17 protein-coding genes are annotated in these 21,464 nt (G+C 70.3%); 7 read left to right on the top strand and 10 right to left on the bottom strand.

All coding sequences use genetic code 11. The features are described 5' to 3' along the window. Window positions 1-76: 76 nt before the first annotated feature. Both QLQ12_RS27520 and QLQ12_RS27515 read left to right on the top strand, forming a co-directional pair. Entirely contained in the window at window positions 77-1,297 is a 1,221-nt protein-coding gene (locus QLQ12_RS27520) for a sensor histidine kinase (protein ID WP_282763411.1), read from the top strand. Window positions 1,298-1,303: 6 nt separating this feature from the next. Continuing rightward, window positions 1,304-1,948, top strand: coding sequence for a response regulator transcription factor (locus QLQ12_RS27515; RefSeq protein WP_282763410.1), 645 nt, complete (start codon window positions 1,304-1,306; stop codon window positions 1,946-1,948). Between the two features lie 415 nt (window positions 1,949-2,363). Here the strand turns inward: QLQ12_RS27515 and QLQ12_RS27510 are convergent, their stop codons facing one another. After that, window positions 2,364-7,754 (bottom strand): ATP-binding protein, encoded by a 5,391-nt coding sequence (locus tag QLQ12_RS27510; protein WP_282763409.1) that lies wholly within the window; start codon window positions 7,752-7,754, stop codon window positions 2,364-2,366. Window positions 7,755-8,157: 403 nt separating this feature from the next. Here QLQ12_RS27510 and QLQ12_RS27505 point away from each other — a divergent pair, with 403 nt between their 5' ends. Continuing rightward, window positions 8,158-9,135 carry an MOSC domain-containing protein gene (locus QLQ12_RS27505; RefSeq protein ID WP_282763408.1) on the top strand — a complete coding sequence of 326 codons (978 nt, stop codon included), beginning with the start codon at window positions 8,158-8,160 and terminating at the stop codon, window positions 9,133-9,135. Window positions 9,136-10,039: 904 nt separating this feature from the next. Here QLQ12_RS27505 and QLQ12_RS27500 read toward each other — a convergent pair. The 5 genes from QLQ12_RS27500 to QLQ12_RS27480 all read right to left on the bottom strand — a co-directional run bounded on the left by QLQ12_RS27500 (window position 10,040) and on the right by QLQ12_RS27480 (window position 13,762). Then, on the bottom strand, window positions 10,040-10,708 hold the full coding sequence (locus QLQ12_RS27500) for a GTP pyrophosphokinase (protein WP_282763407.1): 669 nt from the start codon (window positions 10,706-10,708) through the stop codon (window positions 10,040-10,042). Window positions 10,709-11,420: 712 nt separating this feature from the next. Then, complete coding sequence (locus QLQ12_RS27495) at window positions 11,421-11,597, bottom strand: hypothetical protein (RefSeq protein WP_282763406.1); 177 nt, start codon at window positions 11,595-11,597, stop codon at window positions 11,421-11,423. After that, window positions 11,587-12,138 (bottom strand): RNA polymerase sigma factor, encoded by a 552-nt coding sequence (locus tag QLQ12_RS27490; RefSeq protein WP_282763405.1) that lies wholly within the window; start codon window positions 12,136-12,138, stop codon window positions 11,587-11,589. Before QLQ12_RS27490 ends, QLQ12_RS27495 begins: the two co-directional genes overlap by 11 nt. A 203-nt stretch (window positions 12,139-12,341) precedes the next feature. Then, on the bottom strand, window positions 12,342-12,560 hold the full coding sequence (locus tag QLQ12_RS27485; protein WP_282763404.1) for a hypothetical protein: 219 nt from the start codon (window positions 12,558-12,560) through the stop codon (window positions 12,342-12,344). 437 nt (window positions 12,561-12,997) lie between these two features. Continuing rightward, window positions 12,998-13,762: a hypothetical protein gene (locus QLQ12_RS27480; RefSeq protein WP_282763403.1), complete on the bottom strand. Its 765-nt coding sequence runs from the start codon at window positions 13,760-13,762 to the stop codon at window positions 12,998-13,000. Between the two features lie 60 nt (window positions 13,763-13,822). Here QLQ12_RS27480 and QLQ12_RS27475 point away from each other — a divergent pair, with 60 nt between their 5' ends. The 4 genes from QLQ12_RS27475 to QLQ12_RS27460 are packed head-to-tail and all read left to right on the top strand — an operon-like array spanning window position 13,823 to window position 17,850. Further along, window positions 13,823-14,563 carry a GNAT family N-acetyltransferase gene (locus QLQ12_RS27475; protein WP_282763402.1) on the top strand — a complete coding sequence of 247 codons (741 nt, stop codon included), beginning with the start codon at window positions 13,823-13,825 and terminating at the stop codon, window positions 14,561-14,563. Next, window positions 14,560-16,035 carry a sensor histidine kinase gene (locus QLQ12_RS27470; protein ID WP_282763400.1) on the top strand — a complete coding sequence of 492 codons (1,476 nt, stop codon included), beginning with the start codon at window positions 14,560-14,562 and terminating at the stop codon, window positions 16,033-16,035. Before QLQ12_RS27475 ends, QLQ12_RS27470 begins: the two co-directional genes overlap by 4 nt. 40 nt (window positions 16,036-16,075) lie before the next feature. After that, entirely contained in the window at window positions 16,076-16,936 is an 861-nt protein-coding gene (locus tag QLQ12_RS27465; protein WP_282763399.1) for an MEDS domain-containing protein, read from the top strand. Continuing rightward, window positions 16,933-17,850 (top strand): sensor histidine kinase, encoded by a 918-nt coding sequence (locus QLQ12_RS27460; protein WP_282763398.1) that lies wholly within the window; start codon window positions 16,933-16,935, stop codon window positions 17,848-17,850. Before QLQ12_RS27465 ends, QLQ12_RS27460 begins: the two co-directional genes overlap by 4 nt. Before the next feature lie 750 nt (window positions 17,851-18,600). On the opposite strand, the gene QLQ12_RS27455 is transcribed toward QLQ12_RS27460, so the two are convergent. From QLQ12_RS27455 to QLQ12_RS27440, 4 genes are all read right to left on the bottom strand, one after another. After that, window positions 18,601-19,350: a transposase family protein gene (locus QLQ12_RS27455; RefSeq protein ID WP_407651595.1), complete on the bottom strand. Its 750-nt coding sequence runs from the start codon at window positions 19,348-19,350 to the stop codon at window positions 18,601-18,603. A gap of 126 nt (window positions 19,351-19,476) precedes the next feature. Then, window positions 19,477-19,872 carry a hypothetical protein gene (locus tag QLQ12_RS27450; protein ID WP_282763396.1) on the bottom strand — a complete coding sequence of 132 codons (396 nt, stop codon included), beginning with the start codon at window positions 19,870-19,872 and terminating at the stop codon, window positions 19,477-19,479. Window positions 19,873-20,262: 390 nt separating this feature from the next. Then, window positions 20,263-20,982 (bottom strand): aspartate/glutamate racemase family protein, encoded by a 720-nt coding sequence (locus tag QLQ12_RS27445; RefSeq protein ID WP_282763395.1) that lies wholly within the window; start codon window positions 20,980-20,982, stop codon window positions 20,263-20,265. After that, a complete protein-coding gene (locus QLQ12_RS27440; protein ID WP_282763506.1) occupies window positions 20,979-21,455 on the bottom strand; it encodes a DinB family protein in 477 nt (158 codons plus the stop codon). Before QLQ12_RS27440 ends, QLQ12_RS27445 begins: the two co-directional genes overlap by 4 nt. Window positions 21,456-21,464 lie beyond the last annotated feature (9 nt).

Below are 21,464 nucleotides of genomic sequence, written 5' to 3'. Positions count from 1 at the left end.
GGTGCGGTTAACCGAACCATCGCTGGGGTGGTAGCCGCATCGCGGCCGGTGGCTTGAGCGGGAGATGCTGTTCGCGATGAAACGGATATTGGCTTCGATCTTCGGGCGCCGCTCGCAGAGAGGGCTCGTCTACCTCCTGTTGGTTCTTCCGATCGACCTGGTAGCCGCCGTCCTGCTGATAATCGGCGGCCTGGCCGGCCTGGTGCTGCTGTTGACCCCGCTGGGCGCATGGCTGCTGGCCGCGGTCCTGCGCGGCGCGGCCGCTCTCGGCGGGAAACGGAGAGCCCTGGCCGCCCGCCTGCTCGGTGAGCGGGTGCCGGCTCCGGTTCGGGCAACGGCAGGCGGAGGACCATTCGGCTGGCGGCGCGCGGTCCTCCGTGATCCCGTCGGCTGGCGCATGCTGGCATACGCGCTGATCAAACCGCCGGTGGCGGTGCTGTCGCTGGCACTGGGCGGCGGCTTCTACGCCTACGGGCTGATCAGCCTGATCTATCTGCCGTTCCACCAGGGCAGTTTCGGGCGCGAGGCCTTGGCCATCATGGTCACCAGCGTGATCCTGCTGCTGCTCGGCCCCTGGATGGTGCGGTCCGTCCTCGCCGTCGAGCGGCTGCTGATCCGTTCTCTGCTCGGCCCGAGTCAGGCCAGCCAGCGGATGAGCGTCCTGCGAGACTCTCGCGACCGCGCGGTGAAAGACGCCGACCTCACGCTGCGGCGCATCGAGCGAGACCTGCACGATGGCGCCCAGGCCCGCCTGATCGGGGTCGGCATGCACCTGGCCATGGTCCGGGAGCTCCTCACCGCCCAGGCCCCGCCCGAGCATGTCGTGGCGGCCGTCGACACCGCGCAAGCCACCCTCTCGACCGCGGTCGCGGAGCTGCGCGATCTAGTTCGGGGCATTCACCCGCCGGTGCTCGACAACGGCCTGGAGACGGCCCTGGCTACGGTCGCGGCCGGCAGCGCGGTGCCGGTGACGATCGAGACCGCCCTGCCGACCCGACCACCACCGGCGTTGGAGAGCATCGCCTACTTCACCGTGTGCGAGCTGCTCACCAACGCCGGGCGGCACAGCGCCGCCCGTAACGCTACGATCCGGGTCGATCTGCGCGACGGCGTCCTGCGGCTGCGGGTCCACGACGACGGGCAGGGCGGCGCCCACCAGAGAGCCGGCGGGGGTCTCGCCGGGCTGGCGGAACGGATCGGGGTCGTCGACGGCCGGTTGTCGATCGACAGCCCACCGGGTGGACCGACCACCGTCACTGTGGAAATCCCTTGCCCTGCAACGGCGGAGAGGCCGTAACGACAGATGCGCATCGTCATCGCCGAGGACTCCGCGATCCTTCGCGAAGGCCTCGCCCAGTTGCTCGTCATGCGCGGCCACGAGGTGCTGGCCGCCGTCGCCGACGTCCCAGCACTGTTCGAGGCGGTCGCGACCATGCCTCCCGACGTCGCGATCGTCGACATCCGCCTGCCACCGAGCCACACCGACGAGGGGCTGCGTGCCGCGATCCGGTTGCGGCGGGAACTGCCCGGCACCGGGGTGCTGATCTTCTCGCAATATGTGGAGACCGCCTTCGTCGCCGAGCTGCTCGCCGGCGGCTCCGAGGGCGTCGGCTACCTGCTCAAGGAGCGCGTCGTCCAGCTCGACGACTTCATCGACGCCCTGCACCGGGTGGCGGCGGGCGGCACCGCGCTCGACCCACAGGTGGTGACGCAGTTGTTCGGCCACAGCCGCCACCGCGACCTACTCACCGAGCTGACGCCGCGGGAGCGGGAGGTGCTGGGCCTGATGGCGCAGGGCCGCACCAACACGGCCATCGCGGGGACGATCCGGGTGACCGAGCGGGCGGTGGAGAAACACGTGACCAACATCTTCACCAAGTTCGACCTGCCACCGTCGGACGCCGACCACCGCCGGGTCCTGGCCGTCATCCGCTACCTGCAGAACTGATCCGAGCGGGATGTTGGTTCCCTGCGCTGGAAGCGGGTCACCCAGGGCTCGGCAACCCGGCGGCAGATGCGGAACATGCACTCCGGCAGTGTCCGGCTCCGGCAGAAGAGCCGACGGGTGTTACGGGGAGGCGCGCCCGCGAGCCGGTCGAACGCTGCGGGCTGGTGGCGTTGCGGAAGGCGGGTGTTACGGGCCGGTGGGCATTGCAGCGGAGGCGAGAGAGTTGCGCAGAGGCCCGGGAGATCTCCCGCCCAGGTGCGTACCAGGCTCGGCGGTGCGGGGACGCCTTGCGCGAGAGACGCGCCTCGGCCGGAAGGTGGGACGGCGTCGCGGGGTAGGGCGGGACCTCGCTGCCCCGTACGAAAAGAAGCGCGGCGGCCCGGAAAACCGGACCGCCGCGCCCGAGGCAAGCGGGTCAGCTCTTAAGGCCGTGTTCGATGGCCTCGATGATGCGGGGGCGTAGGTCGGCGGTGCTGATGATGGCGTCGACCGAGCCGACTTCGACGGCGCGTTGGATGCTGTGGACGCGGTCGAATTCGGCGGCTACTTCGCCGAGTTTCTCGGCGCGGACGGTGGATTGGATGTCGGTGAGGCGGGCGTTGAGTGCGGAGCGTTCGGTGGTGGTCGCGGCGGCGAGCCGGGTTTGGAGGTCGGTGACTCGGGGGTCGTTGGCGGTGCGGTTGTTGACTTCGCCGGAGAAGACGACGGCGGCGGCGGGAGCGCCGCCGAGGACGGAGGCAAAGGAGCCTTCGAGAGCGAGGACGGTCATGTTGGGGTTGAGGGCTTTGGAGAAGACCACGAATGCGCCGCCGTGGTAGCGGGAGATGACGGTGAAGATGATCGGGCCGTCGAAGTTGACGATGGCTCGGCCGATCTCGGCGCCGTACTCCAGTTGCAGGTGGCGCATGGATTCGGGGGAACCGTCGAATCCGGAGAGGTTGGCGAGGACGACCAGGGGGCGGTTGCCGGAGGCGGCGTTGATCGCGCGGGCGGTCTTCTTCGAGGAGCGGGGGAACAGGGTGCCCGCGGTGTAGGTGTCGGGGCCGTCGGTGGGCGGGAATCCGCGGCGGGGCACGGAGCGCGATTCGATGCCGACGAGGCAGACCGGGCGGCCGCCGATGTGGGCGTCCTGGACCACCGACGTGTCGGCGTCGGCCATGCCGGCCCAGCGCTCCAGGACCGGGTGGTCCTGGTCGGACACGGCGCGCATGACGGTGCGGATGTCGAAGGCTTTCTTGCGGTCGGGGTTGTGGGTCGGGGAGAAGATCTGGCCGACGGTGGTGAAGTCGCTGCCGGCGAACGTGTGCGGGTAGTCGGAGACGTCGCGGTCGGCGGGGTCGGTGGTGTGCGCCGGGCGGGGGCCGGTCTCCCCGGGGACGACGTAGGTGTGGTCGTAGTGGGCCATCAGCACGTCGCGGGCGGCCGGAAGCGACGGCGCCCAGTACTGGGCTTGGCCGTTGGGGCCCATCACCCGGTCGTAGCCGCCGATGCCGAAGTTGTCCTCGGCGGAGACGCCGCCGGAGAAGTCGAGGGATTGCTTGCCGGTCAGCACCATCGCGGAGTCGGGGGTCATGACGAGGATGCCTTTGGTGTGCATGAGCATGGTGGCTTCGGCGTTCCAGTAGGGCTGGGCGCCGACGTTGATGCCGGCGACGACGATGTTGATTTCGCCGCCGGCCTGGGTGAAGGTGACGATCCGTTTGAGGGCGGCGGCGACCCAGTCCATGTTCTCGGTGCCGGAGGCCATCGAGATGCGGGCGCCGGCCGACAACGCGAACCATTCCAGGGGCACGTGCATCGATTCGGCGAGGTCGAGGGCGGCGATGACGCGGGCGCATTCGGGTTCGGAGAGTGCGCCGAGGGATTTGGTGGGGTCGCCGAGCAGCACGACGCGGGTGATGCCGTCCGGGTATCGGTCGGTCACGGTGGTGACGACACCGGCGACGATCGCGGCGGTGTTCCTGCCCTTGGGCCGGTCGACCGGGACCAGCACACCATCGACGAGGTCGTGTTCGGTGAAACTGCCGAGCAGACCGGTCAGCTCGTACGGGTAGACCGTCCCGCGCCGGGCGGCCCGCAACACCTTCTGCCGGTAGTCGTCGAGGGGCTGGACGAGTGCGGTGGACGGCTCGCCCACGTGCAGTTGCGCGCCGTGCCCCGGCTCCAGGGTGATGGTCACCGCCACCTCGGTGAGTTCGCCGCTGGCCCGGCGCTGCCGGGCGATGAACTGCACCTCTTCCAGGCCGGCCCCGCTGGCGGTCGGCAGGATCCGCTGGACCAGCGCGTTCAGCTCGTCGATCGACAGCTCGGTGACCGGCCAGATGTACATCATGATCCGGTTGGTGTCGAACCTCTTGTTCTGCGGGCGCAGCGCCTGGATGTTGCGGATCGCGTCGAGGGTGAGGGTGATGCCCTCCTCGAGCGCGGGCAGCGCGACCAGGCGACCGTCGGTCTCCCGCAGCGCGGTGAGGTCGCGGACCTGGTACATCGCGATCAGCCGCTCATCGGAGGGGTTGGACTTGGCGACCGCCTTGAAGAGGTACATCTCCTCGTCGGTGGACGGCAGCCGGGTCAGGTTGAACTCGCGCAGCCGCTCCAGTTGGAGCCGGAGAGCGATCTGCGGGTGCAGCCCTCGGATGAGCCGGTCCTCGGTGAAGCGCCCGTCCTCGCCCGCGCGGAAGGTGAAGTGGTGGTGCATCACCGCGCCGCTGGTGCCGGCGATCGTGGTGGTGATCCGGCGGGTCCCCGGCAACGACAGGCCGGCGAAAACAGCGCCGAGCTGCGAGGCCATCTCATCCACGCCCGGCTGCCCGTTCCAGGCGACGTAGATGTCGGCGACATCCGAGTCCACCGCGGCCAGCGTGGCCGGCAAGTCCGAGATGTCGATCGCGGCGGCACTGACCCGAGTCGCTCGATCACCGGTGTGCGTCGTCGTCATGAACCGGATGTCGCCCACGGAGCGGACCCCGAACGCCGACAGCCCACGGTTTTCGTAGTAGCGGCGGGTCAGCACCTCCAGCAGCGGCGTGTGATCCCGGCCAGGACGGCCGATCCGCTGCCCGATCAGCCGCACCAGCGGCTCCGAACAGGCCACCATCCGCTGGATCCGCTCGTCACGGTCCGGCGAGTCCGGGTGGTGGTCGAGGTGACGCAGGTCGGCGCGGACGGCGGCGTACACCTCGGCCCGGGTGCGGCGCAGCAACGGCTGGGCGTACCACCGGAACACGATGCCGCGGGCCAGGTCGGACACCGACGGGAAACGGACCTGGGTCGCCTCGATCAGATGCTCCAGCGCGATGCCGGCCCGCTCGGCGTCCGGATCCTGCGGCGGGTTGCCGGCGATCCACTGCTGCAGCAGCTGGGAGACGACTCCGATGTTGGCCGCCGACCGCTGCAGAGCGAGGAAGATCCGGAAGAGCGCGTCCTCCAGAGCGGGCGTACGGTCCAGCCCGTCCACCCCGTAGTGCCCGAGCACCCGGGTCAGCCGCTCCTGGAACGCCGGCGTGACACCGGCCCGTTCGACGTCGAGGCTCTGCAGATAGCTGTGGAAGTACTCGCGGGGGCTGTGCACCGCGTTGCCCGGCTCGGTCTTCCAGTCGTCGCCAGGCTTGTTGCGGCTCAGTTCGAGCAGGTCGGCGCAGATCGTCAACAGGTCGATCTCGCCGGGCAGCGGCCGGCGCCCGTGTTCCACCAGGTAACCCTTGACCACGCCGGGATCGACGTCGTAACCGAGCAGCAGGGCACGCAGATTCTCCAGGCCCTGCTCGGTGGACGAGCCGGGCAGCTCGATCTCGACGGCCTCACCGGCGGAGGCGGTCTCCTCCTCCGACGAGTCGAGCGGCTCGAGGCGCATCAGCGGGGCGTTGGTCTCCACCTGGCTGCCGACGGCGACCGGGCACTCCCGCACCCGGGCACGGAACGGCGCCCGGAGCACGTTCTCCATCTTCATGCTCTCCAGCACGAGGATCGGCGCGCCCGCCTCCACCTCGTCGCCGACGGCCAGCGGCGTCGCCACCACCAGCGCGGGGGCGGGGGAGCGGACGACGCCGCCCTCGTCCCGGCTGACCCGGTGGGTGACCCCGTCGACCTCGATGGTGTGGATCGGTCCGTGCGTCGCCGTCACCAGCCGGAACCGGTGACCGTTCACGAGCATCTGGCCGCTGTGCTCGTCGAAACGCTCACTGATCACATCGGCGTGGGCGAACGAGGCGCCGGAGAAGATCCCGACCCGGAACTGCTTGCGGCCCAGCCGGGACACCTGCACCCGGTAGCCGACGCCGCGCAGTTTCAGGTCGAGGGGGCGGCCGCTCTCGTGCTGCACCTGCGGGCGGCCGCCGTGCGCGGTGGTGAGCAGCCGCTGCCGGCTGATCTCCTCCTCGTCGAGGTAGGCCTCGATGCCGGCGGCGGCCAGCGCGATCGCCGAATGCCGGTGGCTGACCAGGCGGCCCTCGGCGCGGACCCGGTCGATCCAGCCGGTGTCGGCGCTGCCGTCGATCACCTCGGGCTGGTCGAGCAGGTCCAGCACGAAGCTCTTGTTCGTGGAGCCGCCCTCGATGATGACGGTGGTCTCGGCCATCGCGCGGCGCAGGCGGCCCAGCGCCTCGTCACGATTCCGGCCGTACGCGATGATTTTGGCGATCATCGAGTCGAAGGCCGCCGGAATGCTGTCGCCCTCACTGACACCGGTGTCCACCCGGATGCCGGGGCCGGCCGGCAGCGCGAGCCGGGCGATGCGCCCCGGCGACGGCGCGAAATCGCGGTCCGGGTCCTCGGCGTTGAGCCGCGCCTCGATCGCGTGGCCGAGCTCCGCCGGCTGCTCGCCGGTCAGCCTGCCCCCGGCGGCGACGTGCAGCTGCAGTTTGACCAGGTCGGTGCCGGTGGTGATCTCAGTGATCGGGTGCTCGACCTGCAGGCGCGTGTTGACCTCGAGGAACGCGAACAGCTTCTCGCCCGGGTGGTAGAGGAACTCGACCGTCCCCGCGCCTCGGTAGCCGACCGCCAGCGCCAGCCGGACCGCCGACTCCTTCAGCTCGGCCGCCTGCTCGGCCGCCATGACGACCGACGACGACTCCTCGATGATCTTCTGGTTGCGCCGCTGCACCGAGCAGTCCCGCACGCCCAGCGCCCAGGCGGTGCCCTGCCCGTCCGCGATGACCTGCACCTCGACGTGCCGCGCCCCGGTCACCAGGCGCTCCAGGAAGACCACCCCGGAGCCGAACGCCCGCAGCGCCTCCTGACTGGTCCGCTCGTAGGCGTCGGTCAGATCCTCGGCCGACGCGACCATCCGGATGCCGCGCCCGCCACCACCGGCGGTCGCCTTCAGCATCAGCGGATAGCCGATCTCGTCACCCGCGCGCAGCGCGTCCTCAAGCGTCGCGACCTCGCCACGACTCCACGGCGCGACCGGAACGCCGACCTCCTCGGCGATCAGCTTCGAGCCGATCTTGTCACCGAGCTTGCGCATCGCCTCCGCGCTCGGCCCGACGAACGTCACCCCGATCCGGTCGCACAGCTCCGCGAACACCGGATCCTCGGCGACGAACCCCCAGCCCACCCACGCCGCATCCGCGCCGGTGTCCCGCAACGCCTGCTCAAGAAGGCCATGATTGAGGTACGGCCGCGACGCCGCCGACCCCAGCGGGTACGTCAGATCGGCCTCACGGACGAAGGTCGCGGTCCGGTCCTCGTCGGTGTAGAGAGCGACCGTCTCGATCCGGGCTCCGGTCTCCGCGGACAGATCCCGCACGGCATGGATGAGCCGCATCGCGGCCTCTCCACGGTTGATGATCGCGACACGCCTGAACACTTGCCGAGCCTCCCTGCAGCCCTGTCAGCTTTCTCCACCCAACCCTCCCGGCTACTGACCGGTCGAGCCATGGGCCGGATCATGCATGTCGCGCAGCGTTAGTTGTAGGAATCCCACAAAGGCCATTGTCTGATCACTCGATCGTCCACGCCCACCGACTCGCCGTGCCCGGCGACCGAGATCCGTACCGCCCACGGTCCCGGCCTCCAGCCTGCACCGGCGAACGCCTGACCACCAGCACAAACAACCCCTAACCAAAACTTGTGTGGTACGCCCGTCGCCGCTCCCGACCGCACCAGCCGCGTCCCCGGGCTACCTCGCGACGTCCCTGCGGGCCCAGACCGTGGCGCGGCCACCGGGCTGCTGCCCCCACCCGCTTCACCCCATCTCCTACTGTCGGCACGTGCTGCTGACGGAGATTCGCCGTTTCCCGGTCAAGTCCATGCTCGGCGAGCTCGTCTCCGCCGCCGAAGTCACCGAACGCGGGCTGGCCGGCGACCGCGCCTGGGCGGTGCGCGATCCCGACGGCAAGTTCGGCAGCGGCAAGAACACCCGCCGGTTCCGCCGCATGCCAGGCCTGTTCGGCTTCCGCGCCCAAGCCGCCCCCACCGCCCTTCCCCCCGCCTTTACCTCCGTCGGCCTTACCCCGGCCGACCACCCGGCCCTTGCGCCGCTCGGACACCTGGCCCTTACGCCGGCCGACCACCCGGCCCTTACGCCGGCCGACCACCCGGCGCCGATCGTGGAACTGCCGGACGGCCGCCGCTTCGCCGCCGACGACCCCGCCGGTCACCGGGCGATCAGCGAGGTGCTCGGCCGCACGGTCACCCTGACCCCCGAAGCGGCGATCCCACACCACGACGAAGGCCCGGTGAGCCTGATCACCAGTGCCTCACTGCGTGCGCTGACGATGCTGAGCGCCCCCGAACCCGACGGCACCGGCATCGACCCACTACGCTTCCGCGCCAACCTGCTCATCGACCTCCCCGCGCCCGACCTCCCTGGAGTCGCTATCCCCGGAGTCGGTGTCTCCGGGGCCTGCGTCTCCGGGGCCGGTATCTCTGGAGTCGGCGTTACCGGGGCCAGCATGCCCGGAGCGGACAAACCTGGCCTTGACATCCCCGGCGTCGGTGCCCCGGGTATCAGCTTCCCGGAAGACGGCTGGCCGGGCCGCCACCTCCGCGTCGGCGCCGAGGTCGTCCTGCGCGTCGTCCGCCCACTCATCCGCTGCGTGATGATCGACATGCCTCAGGACCGGGCTACCGAGCGAGGCGACCTACTCAAAGCCCTCGCCACCCACCACGAGATGACATTCGGAGTCTTCGCGACCGTCGAGAACCCCGGCCGAATCACCACGGGCGACGAATGCCGCTGGCTATAAGGTCCCAGGCCAGCCCGTCCACCCGACCCGCCGGCCCCGCCGACCCGCCGGCCCCGCCTCGCACCGTGCGCACCGGACTGCTGCCCACCACCAGCCCCGCCCAGCCGCACCCAAGCCGCCCACCAAAACACGCGCAATCGACGGCCGACCCAGCCGTAGCTGGGCCCGCCATCGTCCCGGCGTGGCATGCGTGGGTTACGGCTGGCTGGCGCTGCGCGGACCCGGCCGTAGCTGGGGCGCGTTATCGCCTCGGTGTGGCGTGTGTGGGTTACGGCTGCCTGGCTGCGCCGCCACGGGCCCGGCCGTAGTGGGAGCATGCCATCGTCCCGGTGCGGCATGCGTGGGTTACGGCTGGCTGGCGCCGCGCGGATGCGGCCGTAGCTGGGACATGCCCCCCGCAGCCTGGCGCACTGGGCCTGTCCGCGACCCGCACACCTATCTCTCGTGGGGCGAGACGCCGCCCGGCCGGGAACCGCGGCATTGACCGGTGGGCGTCCGACCCGCGAACCGTCCACGGATCCGCGCCCGGAGGCTGGACCATCCGCAGCACCCCGTAGTCATCCAGCCGAACCTGCCCACGACCGCCAGAGGGCCGCCTCCACAGCCAGCGCCGCCCGCCGGGCAGCCCGGGACGACGCTGTTCCTCCGCCGGGCCCCTGAATTGTGGCGGGCTCCGTTGGGTGGCGGTGCGGACGTGACTGTGCTGGCCCGCCGGGTTGCGGTGGGTTTGCTGGTTGGCGGTCCGATGTGCCGGTGTTGGGCGGCCGCGTCGCCGTGGGTTCGCTGGTATTGGGCGGCTGCGTCGCCGTGGGTTCGATGGTGTTGGGCGGCTGCGTCGCGGCGGGTTCGCCGGGCGGGCCCGCCGGATGGCTACGCCGTGTCATCGGCGAGCAGGGGGCTGGACCTAGCGCGGCCCGTGGATCTCCCGATGCAGGCGCTCCATGCGCACGTCGAGGCGGGCGGCGTCCTCGGCGGCGGCCGTCAGCTCGTCGCGGAGCCGGGGCGGGACCACGTCGGGGTCGTGCTTGTAGTAGATCTTGTGTTCCAGGCTGGCCCAGAAGTCCATCGCCACGGTGCGCAGCTGCACCTCGACCGGCACCGCGACGACCCGGTCGGACATGAAGACCGGGATCTCGACGATCAGGTGCAGGCTGCGATAGCCGTTCGGTTTCGGCTTGGCGATGTAGTCCTTGGTGACCACCAGGTTGACATCGGGCTGGCGGGTCAGCATGTTCGCGACCGTGTAGACGTCGGAGACGAAACCGCACACGACCCGGATGCCGGCGATGTCACGGATCCGGGCGCGCAGGTCGTCGAAGGTGAGCGGGCAGCCGAGCCGATGAGCTTTCGCGGTGATGCTGGCCGGGGTCTTCAGACGCGGGTTGACGTGCTCGATCGGATTGCCGGTGCCACGGTGCGTGAGCTCCTCGGCCAGGATGGTGATCTTCGTGTTGATCTCGGCCAGACCGAACTTGTAGACCATCAGGAAGTGGTTCAGATCGGTCACGTGCTGGTGCCAGGTGTCGGGCTGCTGCTCCCGCCGGGCGATCTGCCTCGGCTGGTCGGTCGTCACGTCGGTCTCTCCACTGATCCGTCCGAACCCTGGTCCATCCGCCGCGGTCCGTCCGAAGCCCGGTTCGACGCTTTCGTCCGGGCCCGGCGGGGTCACCGTACCGGTGCACCGCAACACGCGGCCCGCCGCCCCGGTGCAGGTCCCACCGGTGGACGGACCCTTGATCCCATGATCGCGAGCACTCACAGCGCTCATGATCTCGCATATCGGGCGGCCATATGCCTAGTCGTCACTTCGCCGGTGGTTGCGGCCGGCGTTCCGCTCACTCTCTTTTCATTTGTACGGGTGTGTCCGCTCCGCAAACCGTGCCCGTCCCGTCGGCTACCACGCGGCCATCGCCCGGTGCCGGGCCGCAGCGCGGCTTTCGGGCTGAGGCGCGGGGTCACCGGCTGTGACCGTCCCGCCGGCGCCCAGGCCGTCCCGCCGGCACCCACTACGCGCCGGTTCTCAGCCCACCCGATCACCCCGAGTTGTCGTGGCTGCGCGAACGCGCCACCACCGACGCCGACGAACGGCACCGGTGAGCGCCGTCACCGACGTGGATGAACGGCACCGCCGACGCCGATGAGCGCCGTCACCGACACCGATGAAAGCGTGCGGCGGCGGGGTGGAGGCGATCGCGACGGATGATCGACCCGCCTGATCGAGGTGCGGGCGGCAGGCGGGGCCCCCGCAGGCGCAACGGGTGAGAGCCCTGCCTGGTCGTCGTCGGCTATCGAGAGTGCTTGTCGTCGTCCGGTACGCGGTCGGGGTCTATGCCGGCCTGGCGGAACAGGTCCCGCAGTCGCTGCTCGACATCGACCGTGGCGTCGAGGGACATCAGCGCCGACTCGGTCGCCCGGTCGAGCAGACCGTCGAGCGTGCGCTCGTGGTCGGTGTCATGGTCCATCTCCTGCCTCCTTCCTGGTCGACTCTTCGATCATGCGGAGGAGTTTCTGCCGGGCGTGACGCACGTTGGAGCGCGCGGTCGACGCCTTCTGCCCGGTGATCTCGGCGATCTCGGGCGGCGTGAAGCCGTCGGCGTGCAGTGCGAACGCCTCGCGCTGGGCTTGTGGCAGTTCCCGCAGCAGGCTCAGCACATCGGCGACGTCCAGGTTCACGTTGACGTCCAGGCGCATATCGAAGGCCGTGGCCGATGTCTCCTGTGCGATCCGCTGATGGGCGGCGTGCTCCTGCTTCGCCTTGTCCCACCTGCGGTGCAGGATCCGGAGCGCGGCGGTGTGGAGGAACGCGCGGGGATTCTGGACGGTCGCCCAACTCTTCAGCGCCGCCAGCATCGCCTCCTGGACGACGTCGGGGGCCTCGGTGACTGATGCGCCCGCCCTGATCACAAACCAGGTCAATGGGTGGAAGTTCTTCTTGAAGCACGAAACGAACGCTTCCAGCTCACCGGGGGTGAGCTGGTTCTCCATGTTTCCAGGCTCGGACATGCCGGGCTGCTCCGATCATTGGGTGGCTGGGGGTGGATCGTGAGGTACTGCATTTTTCCTCCTGAAACCGGACATCAATAGAGAAGAGAGCGCCCTGGAAGCGAGGGCCGGGGTTGGCGCCCCGGCCATTGGCGCTCTTATCTAGTTAGGTACGCGCCGTGGCTCCGGTGTGCAACGGCACAGCGAACTCTCGCGAGGCCGAACTATCCGTTCCGGCGTGCCAGGCACGCGAGGGCCAGGACCACCGCGAGCACCGCGGCGAGTACGGTCACGGCCAGCGAGTGGGACACGGCATAGGCGGCCGGAATACCGACCAAAGCCGCGTTGACCACCACGAGAAGTCTGCCGACGTCGTCAGGGCCTCTGCCCGACGGCTCACCACTCGGTCTGTCTGGCGCCGGGTTGTTCGCGATCTCGGACATGGCTTCCTCCCCATGCCACCCGCTCGGGAGGCTCGCAAAGATAGGTACGAGCCGGGCGTCTGCTGTGCAGTGCTCCCCATCCCAGGCCCGTCCATCAGCGCGCTGTCCGCACGCCTCACCGCACGTCCCCGGCCGATAGGAGAGGTCACCCGCGCGTGCACGGCGGCTGGCCCGGGCGGCGGCTGGCCGGGAAAATGCGCCTGGCCGGGGTGTCGGCCGGCCGGAGGAACGGCCGATCGGTGGTGGACGCTTCGGGCCGGTCATGGGTGCCGGTAGCCGGCTCGGCACGGTCGTGGGCGGGCCGTCGCGGGTGCACGGTGACCAGCCGCCTCAGCCCGAAACGCGCGTGGCGGCCGTGCCCGGCAGCCCCGTCGCGGGGTAGCCCGGGGCGGGGCCGGTGCGGTGGGGAAGGGTGGTTATGCGTACCGGATGCGCGTTTATCGGAGGCCGAGGGAAGCGAGCACGGACCGGACAGCGGCGCCCGCCGGGCGGAGGATCTCGTCGCGGATCCAGCGGCCGGCCGGGGTGACGAGCGTGCGCCAGACGTGGGCGAGCGCTCGCAAGAGGGCGCCGAAGGTGTGACGCCACACGAACGCGGCGGCGAGGCCGATGGGGCGCAGCAGGTAGCGGTAGAGCTGCCGGAACAGCCAGGACGTGCCCTCCCAGCCGAGCCGGAGGAACCAGGTGATCGCCCGGGCGGCGGGGACGAGGAGCCGGGTCCAGAGGAATCCGGCGGTGGCGGCGATCGCGAGGCCGAGCGGGCGCAGGATCCAGCGGTGGAACAGGCGCGCTCCGGGGACCAGCGCGTGCTCCCCGAGCCACATCACGGGTACGCCGATCAGGATGACCGGGATCGCCACCATCCAGCCGGTCACCTTGACCAGTACCCTGCCGAGCAGGCGAGCGGACGGCAGCAGCAGGGTGCGCCACAGCCAGGCCAGCGGGACGACCACGAGGTGGTGCCACGCCCAGGTCGCTGGGATGACCACCAGGTGCTGCCACAGCCAGGCGGCGGGAATCACGATGACGTGGTGGCAGAGCCAGGCGAGCGGGGTGACCAGATAGCGGCTCAGGAACCGGCCGGCGGCGGTGAGGGCGGCGCCGGCGAGCCGGAACGGGAGGACGACGACGACCGCGATCGCCCGGACCGGCCACAGGAGCCAGGCGGGCAGCGCATCGGGGGAGTCGTCGACCTGCGGCACGGGCTCAAGGTAGCCGACGCCCGGAAGCGGCACGGACGCTGACCCATAAGATCGTCGATCATGACGAGCGTCGCGAAGGTCGAGCGCCACGCGGTCACCGCGTGGCCGTCCGCCCACACTGAGCAGGCCGGGGGCTGGCTGCTGCGGCACACGCCGGGTGTCACCAAGCGCCGCAACAACTCCGCGTTGCCACCCGCACCGGACACGCGGCCCGAGGAGACGATCGACGCTGTCGAGGCGTTCTATGCCGGTCGTGACCTTCCGGTGACCGTGCAGATCAGCCCGGCAGGGCAGCACACCGCGCTGGACGCGGCGCTGGCGGCGCGGGGCTACCGGCACGAGGCGCCGACACTGGTGCTGACCGCCCCGGCCGCCGAGGTCGTGTCCCGGGCGCCGGCCGGGCCGGCCGTCGAGATCACCGCCGGGCTGACGCCGGGATGGCGCGACGCCTACGCGAACCTGGCGGTCAGCGATCTCGTCCTCGCCCGGATGCGGCTGCCCACCGGGTACGCGTCGGTCACCGTGGACGGCCGGACCGCCGCCCTCGGGCTGTTCGTCGCGGGAGACGGGCTCACCGGGGTGTACTGCATGGCCACCGAGCCGCGGTTCCGGCGCCGGGGATTCGCCGCCGCGATCCTGCGGGCCGGCGCGGAGTGGTCGGTCACCCATCGTGCGGATCTGATGTATCTGCAGGTGGAGGCGGACAACGAGGGGGCGCGGCGGCTCTACGGGAAGGCCGGCTTCACCCACTCGCACGGCTACCACTACCGGGTTTCGGCATCGCGTACGGTGCCCCTGTGACATCGGCGACCCGATGGACCACCCAGGCGTGGTTCGCTTCCGTGCTGGCGACGATGGTGCTGCTGATCGTGGCCGGGAGCGTGCTGGGCGCCAGTGTGCTGGCCGACACGACAGCGGTGTCGAACCGGCTGAGCGACCGCATCTCGCCTGCCCGGACCGCGGTGGTGGAACTCGACGCGGCGCTGCGCGACCAGGCGTCCGGCGTGCGGGCCTTCTCGCTCAGCGGGCGGGCCGAGCTGCTGGAGCCGTACCGGCAGGGTGTCGCCGCCGAGCGGGACGCGGCCGGCCGGATTCGTTCCCTGCTCGCGGAGGAACAGGATCTGCTCGCCGCGCTCGACCGGGTGGAGCGGCAGGCCGCGCAGTGGCAGCGGGACACCGCGGAGCCCGCCGTCGACACCGGCGCCGACTCTTTCGCCGGGGTCCGGGAGCAGGTGACCGCTCTCGACGCGTTGCTCGTCGAGGAGCGGGCGCGGGGACGGGCGGCGCTCGACAGTTCCCGGCAGGTGCGTAACGCCGTCTTCATCGGACTGGCCGTCCTGCTGCTGGTGGCGGTCGCCGCGATCGCCGTTCTGCTACGGGTCGTGGTGGTGCGCCCGCTCGGGCGGCTCGGCGCCGCGGCGCGGACCGTGGCCGCCGGCGACTTCGACCGCCCGCTGGTCCCGGGCGGCCCGGCCGACATCGCCGCGGTCGGCCGGGACGTCGAGGCGATGCGTGGCCGCCTGGTCGAGGTGCTCGTCGCCACCGGTGAGGCCCGGGACGCGCTGGCCCGTTCCAACGCCGACCTGGAGCAGTTCGCCTACGTCGCCTCGCATGACCTGCAGGAGCCGCTGCGCAAGGTGGCGTCGTTCTGCCAGATGCTCCAGCGCCGGTACGCGGATTCCCTCGACGACCGGGCCCAGCAGTACATCTCCTTCGCCGTGGACGGCGCCACCCGGATGCAGCGGCTGATCAACGACCTGCTCACGTTCTCCCGGATCGGGCGGGTCTACGACGGTCGCCGGCCGGTCGACCTGAACGAGATCGTGGAACAGGCCGCCGCGTTGACGATCGAGCAGAACGGGGCGGGCATCGACTGTCCGGAGCTGCCGACCGTGCCCGGAGATCCGACGCTGCTGATGATGCTGTGGCAGAACCTGTTCTCCAACGCCGTCAAGTTCCGCCACCCCGACCGGCAGCCGCACGTGACCGTCACCGCCACGTCCGAGGGTGAGCTGTGGACCTTCACGGTCCGGGACAACGGCATCGGCATCGACCCGCAGTTCGCCGAGAAGATCTTCGTGATCTTCCAGCGGCTGCACGGCCGGGAGCAGTACACCGGCACCGGCATCGGCCTGGCCATCTGCAAGCGGGTCGTCGAACACCATGGCGGGACCATCCGCCTCGACACGTCCCACGACGGCGGCGCCGGGTTCGTCTTCACCCTTCCGGGGCCGGACATCCGGCCGGATGTGCCGCTGGATGAGGGCGGATAGAATGCCGGGACGTGCACAGCGGCAAGCCGGGGGAGTGGTCATGATCGAGGCGGGGATGCTCGATCGTCTTCGCCCTGGCGATCATGCCTGCGTCGTCATCGGCGACGATGAGACCAGGGTCCGCTGTCTGGCGACATACATCAGCGCCGGCCTTCGCGAGAGCGACCGGATTCTCTACCTCGGTCCCGATCCGGACGGGCTCGCCGGCGACCTGGTCGCCGCAGGCGTGAACGCGCACCCGGCACTGGCTCGTGGCCAGCTGGTGATGGCGACACCCGAGCAGGCCTATCTGGCGTCCGGGACCTTCGATCCTGAGGTGACGATGGCGGGCTGGCGCACCGAGGCCGGCCGGGCCCAGGCCGACGGCTACCGCGGCCTGCGGGCGATCGGTGACATGTCGTGGGCGGCCCGGCCGGTCCCCGGCGCCGACGATCTGGCCTGGTACGAGGCGAATGTGAACCGGGTGTTCGCCGACGGGGGCGCGATGGCGATCTGCGTCTACGACCGGCGCCTGTTCAGCGCCATCGACATGGAGCGGGTGAACCGGGCGCATCCGGCCTCGGTGGAGCCCGGCGCCGACCCGGAGGAGGACCCCGCCCTGCGGTTCATCCGGACCTTCGACCCGCCCGGTGTGCGGCTGCGGGGCGAGGCGGACCTGTCCAACCGGCAGGCCCTGCGGGCGGTGCTGGAGCGGCTGGCCGACGACACCCCCGCGGACGGGCGGCCCCTGACGGTCGACGTCTCGGAGCTGGCGTTCGCCGACGCCGCCGCCATGCGGATCCTGATGGCGGCCGCCGGCGCCTCGCGCGTGCGGGTGACCGGCTCCTCACCCAGTCTGCGGCGACTGCTCGCCTTTCACGGCGCCGACGCGGTCGCCGGTCTCACGGTGGAGGCCGCATGAGTTTCGACCATCCCGGGCTCCTCTACGAGGGTGTCGAGGACTATCTGACCGCGACGACCAAGTTCGTCCGGGGCGCCGTGGCGGCCGGTGACGCCGTCCTGGTCGCTGTTCCCGGGCCCAACCTCACCGCCCTGCGGGACTCCCTGTCGGACGTGGCCGCCTCGGTCGATTTCGCGGACATGACGGTGGCCGGGCGGAACCCCGGCCGGATCATCCCGGGTGTGCTGCTGGCGTTCGCCGCCACGCACGCGGGCCGCCGAGTGTCGATCATCGGCGAGCCGATCTGGCCGGGCCGGTCAGCGGTCGAATATCCGGCCTGCGCCCAGCACGAAGCCCTGATCAACGCGGTGTTCACCGGGCGTGACGCGGCCATCCTGTGCCCGTACGACGCCGGTCGCCTCGACGCGGCCGCCGTGCGGGACGCCTGGCAGACCCACCCGGTGATGATCGTCGACGGCGGCCGGCAGGACAGCCCGGCCTACGTCGACCCGATCATCACCGCGGCACAGTTCAATCAGCCGCTGCCCGCGGTGCCGGCGGGGGCGGCGCGCCAGCCGTACTCGGAAGCGACCGACCTGGGCCGGGTCCGCCGGTTCGTCGCCGAGTCCGCGGCCCGGGCTGGCCTGCCCGAGGCCCGGGCCGACGACCTGATCACCGCCGCCAACGAGCTCGCGGAGAACACCATCGTGCACACTCCGGGCGGCGGAGTGATGGCCATGTGGACGGAGCCGGGGACCCTGGTCTGCCAGATCGACGACCACGGGCACCTCGCCGATCCGCTGGCCGGCCGCATCCCGGCGCCGGCTCACATCGAGGGCGGCCGTGGCCTGCTGCTGGCGCACCATCTCTGCGACCTGGTCCGCATCCACACCACCGCTTCCGGCACCACGATCCGCCTGCACATGACGCTCTAGCGCCCGCCTTCCCCGTTCTCCGGTTCGGCTGGGCGCGGTCACCAGCGACCCCTCGCGGGTGCGTGTCGGCGCACCCGGGGCGACGTCGACCGGGGCGGAAGCACGGCGATGACCTCCGCCGGTCATTTGTCCCAGATGGTGATGGTGTAGTCCCTGACACTCGTGAGGTCGAGGACACCGACTGTGCTGTGGCCGGCGACGTCGCGGCCGTGTGGCCGGCCGCCGCCGAGGAGGGCACGGTGATCACCATGTCGGCTAGAACACCGCCGACGAACGCGGCGAGAGTCCCGCCACACGCGAATGGCCAATCACCGATCTCGCCGAAAGGTCGGTCCGCTCGCTGTGCTCCCGATGTTCCCGACGTGAAAACAATGATCCGCTTGAGATCGAACCCATGGAGTCGCGCCGCTCACAAAATGGTCGCCACCCACGCGCCGGACGAATCGAAGGCGAATGGGCCGCCGCCGGTAGGTGCTAACCCGGTGCAGCCACCGATGAGAGGGAACTCCACCGTGGGCGGGACGGGCGCAACGATGGCCGGCACGCGGTGGCGCCGGTCCCGACCGTCACTCGGGCCGTCAGGCTGACTCGGAAAGCCGTCGGCGCCGGCGTTCTCCTCATGCGGATCACCTCGTCAGGGATGGAGTCCGTACCTGCTGACCGCACCACTTCGGACGCCTCGCCGCTCGGTCTTCCCCTAAAAGATGTCTCGTAACTCGGAACAAGCGTTGCCTGGCAACGGCTGTGAGGTCAGCCGGCCAGAGCGATGTTGTGCAGGTGGGCGATTCCGGCCGCGGTGACCGCGAGGGTGGAGCCTGCGCGGCGGTAGTCGCGCAGGATCTTGTAGGTCTTCAGGCGGGCCAGGGCGTGTTCGACGCGGGCGCGGATCTTGCGGTGTCCGCTGTTGTAGTCCTGCTTCCAGGGCGGGAGTTCGCTGCCGTCGCGGGGTTTGCGGTACGGGATGATCACTTCGGGGTTGCCGCGGTAGGCGCCGTCGGCCATCACTTCACAGCCGGCCAGTTGCTCATTGATGCCGCTGCTGCGATAGACGATGGTGCCGTTGCGGTTGCCGGGCTGGGGATCGCCCAGACCGATGACCAGGCGGGTGTTCGCATCGATCGCGACTTGCAGGTTCGCCGAGTAGCGGTAGTTCTTGCTCTGCGCGGCGAGACGGTGACCCCGGGTCGGGATCAGCGTGCCGTCGACGATCGCGACCTGGCCTTTCGGACGGCGGTGTACGGGGGCCAGCGCGAGTAGCGGGCCGACAGTGTCGATCACCCTATGAGCCGCGGAGTGCGACACCTCGAACAGCGGACCGATCTGACGCATGGTCAGGTTTGTACGCCAGTACACGGCTACCAGCAGGACCCGATCCGACAAGTCCAGGGCCCATGGCCGGCCCGGGCGCCCGTCAGCGATGGCGTCACCGCCGCGGCGAGCGACCACGCGCACCAGCCGACGCAACTGCGCCGGCTGCAAGCCAGTGAACGGGTGGATCATATCTTGCCGGGAGGCTGGGAAAATCCGCACCCATCGATGATTGCCGAGAGTGCGAGCCGGACCTTCACCGGGTTACGTGGCGCCGCTTAGCCGTACTACTCCGTTGGAGTCCGTTATGACTCTCCGTCAACGGTCACCCGGCTTCTGATGCATGGTCAATAAACGGTGCTGAATAGCACTCCGTCGTCTGAACTGCTGGTCGTGCCAGTCACGCCAAGACGGGCCCGTAGGTCGTTCTGTGACGGACAAGTGGAAGGTGCCGTACCCTTGGCTGCGCCGGGTGACCACGTAGCCCGCCGCGGTCAAGACTCGCTGCATCGCATCGAGCATCGCCTCGTCCACCTCCGACGAGAAACGCATAGCGGCACTACCCCGCTTCAACCGTGCGTAGTCCTGGGAACCGACCTCCCTCAACGCATGGTGTACCCGCCACGTGATTTGGACATCTTCGTCAAGAAGATCGACCTCCACGCGCGCCCCCACGTCGACGAAATCGACGAAGCCCCCAGGAGCGATCGGCATGCCTGCAACCCCTAGGTCCTCCCTGACCAAGTCGGCTAGTGCCTCAAGTTTCTGCTGGATGGGCTGCTCCGCGGCTGGTTCCGGTGCGGGTGGCGGCTCTGACGGCATGCCGGCACAGTAACGGAAGGGTTGACCCGGCCCGAGGGCTACCGCGGCATGGATGACCGTCGCGGCCGCGGGTGGCCCGAGCTGACACAGGATATGTAGACGTGAGCCCTGAAAACACGACGCGACCACGCCAGCATTGAGTTACGAGACATTCCTTAGGCTCCAGCCGTTCGGCCGCTTTGTGGCGCGCGCCAGGCGGAACGGGCCGGAACCAGTCCCGCCGAGGCGGTGCGGCGCGTAGAACCCGGTCGAGGAGCCGGCCGGCCCAGCCGGCGCCCGGGGTCAGGGCAGGCCGGAAACCCTGGGCGTGCCGGGGAGCAGGGCCCGGTCGATGGCCGCCTCGCAGTGCAGGCGGGTGGTGGGAAAGACCGGAACGCTGCTGTCGGTCTCGTCGACCAGCAGTTCGATCTCGGTGCAGCCGTAGATGACACCCTCCGCGCCCGCGTCGACCAGGTCACGGATGACACGGCGGTAGGCGTCGCGGGACTCCGGGCGGACGACGCCGAGACACAACTCGTCGTAGACGATGTCGCTGACGAGCCGCTGGTCCTCGGGGCTGGGGACGAGCACCGTGAGGCCGTGCCCGGCGAGACGGCCGCGATAGAAGTCCTCCGACATGGTGAACCGGGTGCCGAGCAGGCCCACCGTGGTCACGCCCCGCCGCTTGACCGCCTCGGCGGTGGTGTCCGCCAGGTGCAGCAGCGGGATGCCGGCCGCCGCCTCGATCACGTCGGCGACCTTGTGCATCGTGTTGGTGCACAGCACCACGAAGTCGGCGCCGGCCGACTCCAGCACGCGCGCCGCCTCGCCCAGCACGGCGCCCGCCTCGTCCCACCGGCCCTCGGCCTGCATGGTCTCGATGGCGGCGAAGTCGACCGAGTAGAGCACGCACCGCGCCGAGTGCAGGCCGCCCAGCCGCTCGTGCGTGAGGTCGTTGAGGATGCGGTAGTACTCGGCGGTGGACTGCCAGCTCATCCCGCCCAGAAGCCCGATCAGTCTCATGAGCGCGCCAGGATCTGCTCGCGGAGGATGTCGGCGTGGCCGCAGTGCTGGGCCAGCTCCCGCAGCACGTGCAGGTAGATCCAGCGCAGCGGCAGCGGCCCGCGCCGGTTGCCGGTCACCACGTCGTCCAGGCTGAACGCCGAAGCGGCTTGCCGGGACGCCGCGCACGTCTGCGCATAGGCGGCCCGGACGCTGTCGACGGTGTCCGTGTCGTCGAGGGCGAACGACTCGTCCGGTGTGGCGGGGATGCCGATCTCGCTGCGCGGCCGGCCGGTGAACGCCTCGTCGAACCACACCTTCTCCACGAAGGCAGCGTGCTTGACCAGGCCCAGCAGGGTGGTCCGGGACGGCACGAGCCGACGCCGGGCCTGTTCCTCGGTCAGGCCGTCCAGAGAGGCGGCTAGGGCGGTGCGGTGCTCGTCGAGGAACGACTCCCACTGCGCCCGGAGCGGTTGATCGATGACATCGTCCATAGGCACCGG

Origin of the sequence: Actinoplanes sandaracinus, from assembly GCF_030009775.1 — a bacterium.
GTDB classification, from domain to species: domain Bacteria; phylum Actinomycetota; class Actinomycetes; order Mycobacteriales; family Micromonosporaceae; genus Actinoplanes; species Actinoplanes sandaracinus.
This window is presented reverse-complemented; position numbering and strand designations above follow the sequence as displayed.